The sequence below is a fragment of the Burkholderia sp. 9777_1386 genome, from assembly GCF_015712265.1.
GTDB lineage: Bacteria > Pseudomonadota > Gammaproteobacteria > Burkholderiales > Burkholderiaceae > Burkholderia > Burkholderia cenocepacia.
This window is the reverse complement of record NZ_JACCQB010000101.1, coordinates 1-7,770: the sequence shown is the minus strand read 5'-3', so window position 1 is coordinate 7,770 and position 7,770 is coordinate 1. Positions and strand designations below refer to the sequence as shown.

The following is a 7,770-nucleotide window of genomic DNA, read 5'->3' as shown; positions in this document are numbered from 1 at the left end:
TCCCCCATCCCCGCCCAATAATCTGGAGACATTCCCATGTCGCAAAACACCATGGCCGAAGCGACACACGGCCCGCTGATCGCTCCGCCGGCTTTCGTCAAACATCGCAAGCTGATCGACTGGGTATCGCGTATCGCGGCACTCACGGAGCCCGAGCGCGTCGTGTGGTGTGACGGCTCGCAGGAAGAATACGATGCGCTGTGCCAGGCGATGGTCGATCAAGGCACGCTCAAGCGCCTGAACCCGGCGAAGCGCCCGAATTCGTATCTCGCGCAATCCGACCCGTCGGACGTCGCGCGCGTCGAGGATCGTACGTTCATCTGCGCGGCCTCGCGCGACGACGTCGGCCCGACCAACAACTGGATCGAGCCCGCCGAAATGCGCGAGACGCTCAACGGGTTGTTCCGCGGCTCGATGCGCGGCCGCACGCTGTACGTCGTGCCGTTCTCGATGGGCCCGCTCGGTTCGCCGATCGCGCACGTCGGCGTCGAACTGTCCGACAGCCCGTACGTCGCGGTGAACATGCGGATCATGACGCGCATGGGGCGCGACGTGTACGACGTGCTCGGCGAGGACGGCGATTTCGTGCCGTGCGTGCACAGCGTCGGCCATCCGCTCGAAGCCGGCCAGCAGGACGTGCCGTGGCCGTGCAACCCGGTCAAGTACATCGTGCATTTTCCGGAAACGCGCGAGATCTGGAGCTTCGGCTCGGGCTACGGCGGCAACGCGCTGCTCGGCAAGAAGTGCTTCGCACTGCGCATCGCGTCGACGATGGGCCGCGATCAGGGCTGGCTCGCCGAACACATGCTGATCCTCGGCGTGACGTCGCCGGCCGGCAAGAAGTATCACGTCGCGGCCGCGTTCCCGTCCGCGTGCGGCAAGACCAACTTCGCGATGCTGATCCCGCCGCAGGGCTTCGACGGCTGGAAGGTCACGACGATCGGCGACGACATCGCGTGGCTGAAGCCGGGCCGCGACGGCCGTCTGTATGCGATCAACCCGGAAGCCGGATTCTTCGGCGTGGCGCCGGGCACGGGCGTGAAGACCAATCCGAACGCGATCGCCACGCTTAAGGAAAACGTGATTTTCACGAACGTCGCGCTGACGGAAGACGGCGACGTATGGTGGGAAGGGCTGACCGACACGCCGCCCGCGAAGTTGACCGACTGGCAGGGCAATCCGTGGATGCCCGACATAGCCAAGGAAACCGGCCGCAAGGCCGCGCACCCGAACTCGCGCTTCACCGCGCCGGCCGCGCAGTGCCCGTCGATCGACGACGACTGGGAAAACCCGGCCGGCGTACCGATCGACGCATTCATCTTCGGTGGCCGCCGCTCGACGACGGTACCGCTCGTCACCGAGGCGCGCGACTGGGTCGAAGGCGTGTACATGGCCGCGACGATGGGTTCCGAGACGACCGCGGCAGCCGTCGGCCAGCAGGGCATCGTGCGCCGCGATCCGTTCGCGATGCTGCCGTTCTGCGGCTACAACGTCAGCGATTATTTTGCGCACTGGCTCAAACTCGGCAAGCAGCTCGAAGCCGCCGGCGCGAAGCTGCCGAAGATCTATTGCGTGAACTGGTTCCGCAAGGATGCGAACGGCAAGTTCGTGTGGCCGGGCTTCGGCGAGAACATGCGCGTGCTGAAGTGGATGCTCGATCGTCTCGAAGGCACCGGCGGTGGCGGCGAGCATGCGTTCGGCGTGTCGCCTGCGTATGAAGACCTGCACTGGGACGGCCTCGATTTCACGCGCGATCAGTTCGATGCGGTGACGTCGATGAACGCCGACGAATGGCGCGAGGAGCTGAAGCTGCATGCGGCGCTGTTCGAGACGCTGAAGCTCCGCTTGCCGGCTGAAATGACCGACACGATGAAGAAGATCGAGCAGCGTATCGGCGGCTGACGCGGTACGCATCGTTATCGACCCTGACGTCCCGCCGCCGGCGTTTGTTGCCGGCGGCGGGACGTTTTCGTATCCACGCCGTGCTTAACCCGTTCGCTCACCGCGCGCTGCAATGCGCGACGACTTCGTCGACCGCGCGCTGTACGTCGCCGCGCCGGTAGCGCAGTAGCGCGATATCCGCCGGATCGGGCTCGTACGACACGATGTTGCCACGCCCCGTGTAGATCGCGATGTCGGGCAGCAGCGGATGCTCCTGGTCGAGCGACGGCACGTCGCGCGGGTTGCCGGCCGCGCGGAAGAACGCGGCGAAGTAGTCGGCGAAGCTCAGGTTCTCGTCGCCGACGAGATAGGCCTTGCCGGCCTCGCCACGCTGCAGCGCGCCCCAGATCGCTTCCGACAGCGATTGCGTCGAGATGAAGTTGCTGCCGCCGGCCGGCCCGTACACCGGCAGTCCCGCCAACTGGCCCTTCGCATACCCCGTGTACGCGGCGAACATCTCGTTGCGCAACCCCGGCACCGACCCGACGACGAACGGCGCATTGACGCTGCACACCGCGAACGACGGCGTCGCGAGCGCGCGCACGCGTTCGTCGGCGAGATGGCGCGAGCGTACGTACGGCACGGTGTCGACGAGCGCCGGCGCGACCTGCGGGTAGAAGCTGCCGACCAGGACCGCACGCTTCACGCCCGCATCGCGTGCGAGTGCGAAGAAACGCGGCACCGCATCGACGTTCGCGCGTTCCCAGTGCGCGGCTTCGTCGGTGCCGGGCGGCAGATGGCGGATGTCGTTGCCGGCCGCGAACACGACCGCGTCGAACGGCGCGAGATCGTCGCGCGTGAAATTGCCGGCCACGTAGTCGCGTTGCAGCACGTCGAACTGCGCGAGCGCGCTGCCTGCCGCGGCCGGCTTGCGTGCGGCGAGCGTCACGTGATTGCCTTGCGCGTGCAGATGCAACGCGGCGTGGCCGCCGATGAGGCCCGTGCCGCCGACGATCAGGATCTTCATGGTGTCTCCGGTGGCGGCGCAAGGGCGCCGCGTGAAATGAACGGATGAAGCGGCAGGTGTGTCTGGCCGCTGCTCGGAAATCGAAGCCGTTGCCCGCGACGCATGGCAGTGGGTCTAGAAGCCGTTCGGGTCGCGATACCCGCTGACTGCCGCGAGTGAGTCACCGTCGACGTCCCGCATCGTGCCGGTGATCCGCGTCGCGAGCCCGCCGGCAAGGAACAGCGCGGCATCTGCGATGCCGCCGGCGAAGCGAGCAGAAGCGCGCATCGTTCAGCCTTCCAGCGGCAGATCCTGCGACCAGTCGACGTGCAGCGTGCGCGCGGCGAAGCGCCACGTGTCGCCGTCGAACACGCAGCGGTCGCGATAGCGCAGCCCCCAGTCGAGCTTGCGCTTCACGCCGTCGCGCACGTACACGTGGCATGCGACGCCGTAGGTCTCGACATCGGCCTCGCCGCCGTCGAGCGTGACGAGCTGGTTGTGTACGTGATGCTGGGTCGCGTCGTAACGCTCGATCACGCGCATGCCGGCGACGATCGCGTCGCGGTCGTCGAAGCGGAAGCCGGGGCCGGCCAGCGTGGCGTCGGCGGTGAAGAGGGCGGTGAGGCGAGGCCAGTCGCGCCGGTCGACGGCCTGGGCGTAGCGGCACGCAAGCTCGTACAGCGCGTGGCGCGAATGCGAATCGGTCATGCAGTGCTCCCGTGGAAGAACGGAAAGAGTCGGTCGCGTCGCGTATGCGAACGCGGCGGCATTGCGACGTCGATGCGCAGGTTCGCACTGGACCGTTCGACCTTCATCACCCATACGGAGCAGGGCCGGGGTCGGGGAAAACACCGGGGACGGCCGGCGCGCGGCGTACGCGCGCGAGTCGATGGTGCGATGCGGTGACGAAGCAGGACATGCGTCTGACGATTGAAGCGACCGGTCGAGCAAGGCGTGTCACGTGATTGCCTGCCCCGCAGGCATGCGATGCCGTCGGTATCGATGCTGCGGCGCGACATGCGGCGCCCGGTCCGCTCAGCGTTTGCCCCTAGTCGAAACGGACGATGGCCGCCGGCCTGGCGCTGGCTACCGTGCAGTCATCCGGTGCGGCACGCGAGGCACGCCGGACACGAACCGCACCAGCGGCCAACCGGAGGGGATGACGATCATGAGACTGACGACTCGCAAGCTGTGCGTACTGGCGATGGGCACGTTCGCTGCCATGGCGATGGCGCGATACGGCGCGGACGAAGTCCCGTCGCCGCCGTATGCGGCCGGCATCCTGCAATGCCGCTCGGTCGATCCGAACGGGTTGCCGACCGGGTGCGTGCCGATCGATCCGTCGCACTTCGGTTTCGCCGCGCTGCGCGGCATGTGACGCCGGTGCGGGCTCGAACCGCGCAGGAAGGGCGCCATCGCGGCGCGATGGCGCGTGGACCGCTTTCGGCGAGCGCACGCGATACGACACGTGGCGTGTCGCATCAGGCAGCGTAGCCGGTCAGGTTTCATGTCGTCGGCGTTCCATCCGCGCGGCGCATGGGCTTCGTATCGACCACGCTGCTTCGCGTCAGGTCGTCCACGCGGGCGGCCATCGCCGCGTCCGCAGCATCCCGCAAATTTCCTCCACGCCGATCCATTCGTCATGTCATTCGACTATTCCCTGACCCATCCCCTGAACCTGCGCGACGTGCACCGCTGGGACGCCGACCACGACGTCGTGATCGTCGGCTTCGGCGCGGCCGGCGCGTGTGCCGCGATCGAGGCCGCGAGCGCCGGCGCGGACACGCTGATCGTCGAGCGCGCGTCGAGCTACGGCGGCACGAGCGCGCTGTCGGGCGGCGAGATCTACCTCGGCGGCAGCGGCGGCACGCCCGCGCAGCGGCAGGCCGGCTTCACCGACGACACCGAGGACCTGTATCGCTACCTGATGCTCGCGGGCGGCCGCGACGCGGACGACGCGAAGGTGCGCCTCTATGCGAACGAGAGCCTGGCGCACCACGACTGGCTCGTCGCGCAGGGTGTGACGTACAAGAACACGTTCATCGCCGAGCGGATCGTCGAACCGGAAACGGACGACTGCCTGATCTGGTCGGGCAGCGAGGAAGCCTGGCCGTTCAGCGAGGCCGCGAAGCCGTGCCCGCGCGGCCACACGCCGCAATGGCCGGGCTGGGGCGGCGGGCAACTGCTGATGCGCGTGCTGGCCGAGCGTGTCGCGGCGCTCGGCGTGGCCACGCGCTACGACACGCGCGCGGTGGCGCTGATCGTCGACGACGGCGGCGCGGTACGCGGCGTCGTGCTGCGCGCGTATGGCGACACGGTGTTCGTGCGTGCGCGCCGTGCGGTGATCCTGTGCGCGGGCGGTTTCGCGATGAACCGCGACATGGTGCGCCGGCATGCGCCGCAATTCCTGCGCTCGGACGAGCCGATCGGCAGCCCGGGCGACGACGGGTCGGGCATCCTGCTCGGCCAGAGCGCGGGCGGTGCGGCGATCCACATGGACGAGGGCTTCGTCAGCCTGCCGTTCTACGCGCCCGAAGCGCTGATCAAGGGCATTTTCGTGAACGCGCGCGGGCAGCGCTTCGTCAACGAGGACGGCTATCACGGCCGCACCGGCCATCATGCGTTCCATCAGGCCGACGATCGCATCTACCTGCTCGTCGATCACGCGACGTACCAGGAGCCGCCCGCCATCGCGCGAATCGGCATCGCGGCGGCCGGCGAAACCTGGGAGGAGGTCGAACGCGACCTGCGGATGCCGGCCGGCACGCTGACGGCGACCGTCGACGTCTACAACCGCCATGCGGCCGACGGCGTCGATCCGCTGTTCCACAAGGCGAAGCAGTGGCTGCAGCCGCTGATCGAGCCGCCGTTCGTCGCGCTCGATTGCCGGATCGACTACGCGTTCTATCCGCACTTCACGCTCGGTGGGCTCGATACGCTGCCCACCGGCCAGGTGCTCGATGCGACGCGTACGCCGGTGCCGGGGCTCTACGCAGCCGGTCGCACGACGTGCGGGCTGCCGCGCTGGGGCGCCGGATACAGTTCGGGGCTGTCATTGGCCGACGCGACGTTCTTCGGCCGACAGGCCGGCCGTCATGCGGCGCTGGCCGTGCGCGACGCAGTGCGCAGCGCCGCGTAGCGCCGCCGGGCCTGAAACGAACGACGCCCCGGACCATTCATCGGATGGCCCGGGGCGTCGTCGTTTGCGACGACCGGCTGGCGGTCAGCCGAGCTCGAGTGCGTTCGTCAGGTCGCCCGGCGGCGTCGCGCCGCGCGCGGCGAACGCGTTGTCGCGCAGGACCACGCCGTCGAGCGGCGCGAGCCCGTGCACGCGGCTGATGAAGCGCAGGATCGAGTTCGTGTCGTACAGCGTGTGATCGACGAAGCCCTTTTTCGCGAACGGCGAGATCACGAGCGCCGGAATCCGCGAGCCGGGGCCCCAGCGGTCGCCGACCGGCGGCGCGACGTGATCCCACCAGCCGCCGTTTTCGTCGTGCGTCATCACGATCACGGTGTTCTCCCATTGCGGGCCGCGCCGGATATGGTCGATCACGGTCGCGATGTGACGGTCGCCCGATTCGATGTCCGCATAGCCCGCGTGCATGTTCAGGTTGCCCTGCGGTTTGTAGAACGTGACGGCCGGCAGGCGGCCCGCGTCGATGTCGGCGATGAAGTGGTTGGTCGACGGCTCGTCGCCGAGCCCCGCGTCGCGCAGGTGCTTGCGGCGCGCTTCGGTGCCCGGCGCGTAGTTCACGAAGTAGTTGAACGGCTGGTGGTGGTACTGGAAATCGGGCACCGTGCCCGTGTCGCGATGCTCGAGCGCGTACTGCCACGCGCCGCTGTACCACGCCCAGTCGATGTTCCTTTCCGACAGGCGATCGCCGATCGTCGCGTAGCCCTGCGGCGGCATCACGCGATGGTCGGCCGGGTCCGCATACGCGGCATTGCCCGGATCGGGCGGCGGCACGTAGCTCGGCTGGTACGGCGGGGCCATCGTGTTCACGCCGTAGCCGTCCGGCGTGAGCGGGCCGTCGACCGCGAATTTCGGCGGGCCGTCGAGCGCGGACGCGGGCGAATCGTCGGCGAGCTTCAGGCGCGTGCCGGCCGGATCGTCGCCTTCGACCTTCGACAGCAGCTTCGCCGCATGCGGATGCTTGTGCGCGTCCGGATACCGCGGCGGCTGCGCGGAAATCAGGAACATGTGGTTCATCCACGAACCGCCGAAGGCGGCCATGAAGAAGTTGTCGCACAGCGTGTATTGCCGTGCGAGATTCCACAGCCGCAGCGTGTCGGCCGAATTGCGGTAATGGCCCATCACGAGGCCGCCCGAATCGGCCCACGCGGCGAACTGGTTGTTGCGGCCGCCGGCGATCTGCATCTGGTTCTGGTAGAAGCGGTGCCACAGGTCGCGCGTGATCACGCCGTTCGGCAGCGGCTTGCCCTGCGCATCGGCAATCCGGAACGGCGCGTTCGGCAGCTTGTCGATGTCGCGCTCGGCGATCGCGTAGCGCTTGCCGTCCACTTCCTGCGCCTGCGGCACGAGCCCGCCCCAGATCTTCGGCAGCACCGGCAGCGGCGTCTTGCCGTCGCGGTCGAGCTGCTGCGCATGCTCGGGCCGCACTTCGCTCAGCGGATAACGGACACCCGGGAAATCGCCGTACAGGTTCGCGAAGCTGCGGTTTTCCGCATAGATCACGACGATGTGGCGCACGCGCTGGCGCAACGCCTCGTCGATGCGCAGGTCGGCGGCCGAACGCGGCGCGTTGCCTGCGGTGGTTTCGCAGCCGGCGAGCGCGACACCGGCGCCGAGCGCGGCGAGGCCGCCGAGTAAGCGGCGGCGGTCGGGATCGGCGGGAAGGTCGTCGGGGCGATCGGGGGTGTCG

The 7,770-nt window shown here is 68.4% G+C and carries 7 protein-coding genes; 3 read left to right on the top strand and 4 right to left on the bottom strand.

Annotation, left to right across the window (positions count from 1 at the left end):
- The first annotated feature begins 36 nt into the window (after positions 1 to 36).
- Positions 37 to 1,902, top strand: coding sequence for a phosphoenolpyruvate carboxykinase (GTP) (locus H0X91_RS34375; RefSeq protein WP_196433801.1), 1,866 nt, complete (start codon positions 37 to 39; stop codon positions 1,900 to 1,902).
- A 97-nt stretch (positions 1,903 to 1,999) separates the two neighbouring features.
- On the opposite strand, the gene H0X91_RS34370 is transcribed toward H0X91_RS34375, so the two are convergent.
- The 3 genes from H0X91_RS34370 to H0X91_RS34360 form a co-directional block, all read right to left on the bottom strand.
- Complete coding sequence (locus H0X91_RS34370; protein ID WP_006483003.1) at positions 2,000 to 2,908, bottom strand: NAD-dependent epimerase/dehydratase family protein; 909 nt, start codon at positions 2,906 to 2,908, stop codon at positions 2,000 to 2,002.
- 114 nt (positions 2,909 to 3,022) lie between these two features.
- Complete coding sequence (locus tag H0X91_RS34365; protein ID WP_006494814.1) at positions 3,023 to 3,175, bottom strand: hypothetical protein; 153 nt, start codon at positions 3,173 to 3,175, stop codon at positions 3,023 to 3,025.
- Between the two features lie 3 nt (positions 3,176 to 3,178).
- Entirely contained in the window at positions 3,179 to 3,595 is a 417-nt protein-coding gene (locus H0X91_RS34360; protein WP_077056816.1) for a nuclear transport factor 2 family protein, read from the bottom strand.
- Positions 3,596 to 4,055: 460 nt separating this feature from the next.
- Here H0X91_RS34360 and H0X91_RS34355 point away from each other — a divergent pair, with 460 nt between their 5' ends.
- Together H0X91_RS34355 and H0X91_RS34350 are read left to right on the top strand one after the other, a co-directional pair.
- Positions 4,056 to 4,265, top strand: coding sequence for a hypothetical protein (locus tag H0X91_RS34355; protein WP_006483048.1), 210 nt, complete (start codon positions 4,056 to 4,058; stop codon positions 4,263 to 4,265).
- Positions 4,266 to 4,529: 264 nt separating this feature from the next.
- Positions 4,530 to 6,026 carry an FAD-dependent oxidoreductase gene (locus H0X91_RS34350; protein ID WP_006483070.1) on the top strand — a complete coding sequence of 499 codons (1,497 nt, stop codon included), beginning with the start codon at positions 4,530 to 4,532 and terminating at the stop codon, positions 6,024 to 6,026.
- 84 nt (positions 6,027 to 6,110) lie between these two features.
- On the opposite strand, the gene H0X91_RS34345 is transcribed toward H0X91_RS34350, so the two are convergent.
- Positions 6,111 to 7,770, bottom strand: a 1,660-nt coding sequence (locus tag H0X91_RS34345) for an acid phosphatase (protein WP_077181767.1), incomplete at its 5' end; no start/stop codon positions are given.

Bases quoted from the DNA above. Each gene is read 5' to 3' on its own strand.
- H0X91_RS34350 (WP_006483070.1), top strand. From the start codon at position 4,530: ATGTCATTCGACTATTCCCTGACCCATCCCCTGAACCTGCGCGACGTG.
- H0X91_RS34370 (WP_006483003.1), bottom strand. From the start codon at position 2,908: ATGAAGATCCTGATCGTCGGCGGCACGGGCCTCATCGGCGGCCACGCC.
- H0X91_RS34355 (WP_006483048.1), top strand. From the start codon at position 4,056: ATGAGACTGACGACTCGCAAGCTGTGCGTACTGGCGATGGGCACGTTC.
- H0X91_RS34360 (WP_077056816.1), bottom strand. From the start codon at position 3,595: ATGACCGATTCGCATTCGCGCCACGCGCTGTACGAGCTTGCGTGCCGC.
- H0X91_RS34375 (WP_196433801.1), top strand. From the start codon at position 37: ATGTCGCAAAACACCATGGCCGAAGCGACACACGGCCCGCTGATCGCT.
- H0X91_RS34365 (WP_006494814.1), bottom strand. From the start codon at position 3,175: ATGCGCGCTTCTGCTCGCTTCGCCGGCGGCATCGCAGATGCCGCGCTG.